Genomic DNA, 1,720 nt, shown 5'->3' with positions numbered 1-1,720 from the left:
TAAAACCACTTTACCATAAGAGAATTATTTATGTCAGATCAAAAAAATCATAACCAGGACCATATGGCACAGGCTACAACAGACGTACTGAAAGACCCAGTCTGTGGTATGACCGTCACTGAAGAATCGAAATACCATGAGGAATTTAAGGGGAAAACTTACTTTTTTTGCAGTGATAAATGTCAATCAAAGTTTCATAGCAGCCCGGTGCAATATATCGCTAAACCCGCAACGACGACTGCCGATGCACATACACAGCATCATCAGACTACTCAATCCGTTAATGAGACAAGCACAACAGGCACGACCATCTATACGTGCCCAATGCATCCAGAAATTAAACAAGATCATCCTGGAAACTGTCCTAAATGTGGAATGACACTGGAGCCACTCATTCCCGAGTTAGAGGAAGATGAGAATCCTGAGTTACGTGATTTCCGTCGACGCTTCTGGTGTACACTGCCACTGACCATAGTCGTGACTTTTTTGGCGATGTTTGGCCATCAACTGAACCTGTTCGACATGGCGGTTCAGAGCTGGATTGAATTAGTGTTGTCACTGCCGATCGTACTCTGGGCAGGTTGGCCATTTTTTTCCCGTGGTTGGCAATCGGTCGTGAATCGCAGCCCGAACATGTGGACCCTGATCGGTCTAGGTACAGGGGCTGCTTTTATTTACAGTGTGGTTGCAACTGTAGCGCCACAAATCTTTCCAGACTCATTTATTTCCATGGGCCGTGTCGCTGTTTACTTTGAAGCTTCAGCGGTCATTATTTCGTTGACCCTACTGGGACAAATACTAGAATTAAAAGCACGTTCGCAAACTTCTGCTGCAATTAAGTCACTACTCGGACTTGCTCCTAAAACAGCTCGCCGAATTCTGTCCGATGGAACTGAGGAAGACGTTCCTCTGACTCATGTCCATGTAGGAGATTTACTTCGCATCCGCCCAGGTGAAAAAGTTCCTGTGGATGGTGTAGTCACTGAAGGAAGTAGTTCAGTAGATGAATCAATGCTGACAGGCGAACCTTTACCAATCACTAAACGTGTCGGCGATAAAGTCATTGGCGCTACCCTGAATACCAATGGTTCATTGATCATGCGTTCAGAGAAAATTGGTTCAAGTACCATGTTGTCCCAGATCGTACAGATGGTGGCACAAGCTCAACGCTCGAGAGCACCAATGCAACGTATGGCTGATCAGGTAGCAGGTTGGTTCGTCATGGCTGTAGTGACCATTGCCTTGCTTACCTTCTTTGGATGGGGATTGTTCGGCCCAGAAGAGTCGAGCTGGGTTTATGCATTAATCAATGCTGTGGCAGTACTCATTATTGCCTGTCCTTGTGCACTAGGCTTGGCAACTCCAATGTCTATCATGGTTGCAACGGGTCAAGGTGCTACTCATGGTGTGTTGTTCCGCGATGCAGCAGCCATTGAGAATCTGCGCAAGATTGACACACTAATCATCGATAAAACAGGTACGTTGACCGAAGGACGCCCTGTATTCGATCGTGTGGTTGCCGCATCAGGTTTCGATGAATCTGAAGTATTACGTTTAGCCGCCAGTCTTGATCAAGGCAGTGAACACCCGCTAGCCGAAGCGATTGTAAATGCAGCACACGAACGTGGCCTGTCTCTTGAAACACCAGATAATTTTGAATCAGGCTCAGGGATTGGTGTTCGAGGTCAAGTGGGCGATCGTCAGTTAGCTTTGGGCAACA

The 1,720-nt window shown here is 46.7% G+C and carries 1 protein-coding gene; it reads left to right on the top strand.

Annotation, left to right across the window (positions count from 1 at the left end; all coding sequences use genetic code 11):
• Positions 1-30 precede the first annotated feature (30 nt).
• On the top strand, positions 31-1,720 hold a 1,690-nt coding region (locus tag SE27_RS13205), incomplete at its 3' end, for a heavy metal translocating P-type ATPase (RefSeq protein ID WP_455550034.1).

It is taken from the genome of Acinetobacter harbinensis (assembly GCF_000816495.1).
Classification (GTDB): Bacteria; Pseudomonadota; Gammaproteobacteria; order Pseudomonadales; family Moraxellaceae; genus Acinetobacter; species Acinetobacter harbinensis.
Note: the sequence above shows the minus strand (reverse complement) of the source record. Positions and strands in the feature narration are given on the sequence as shown.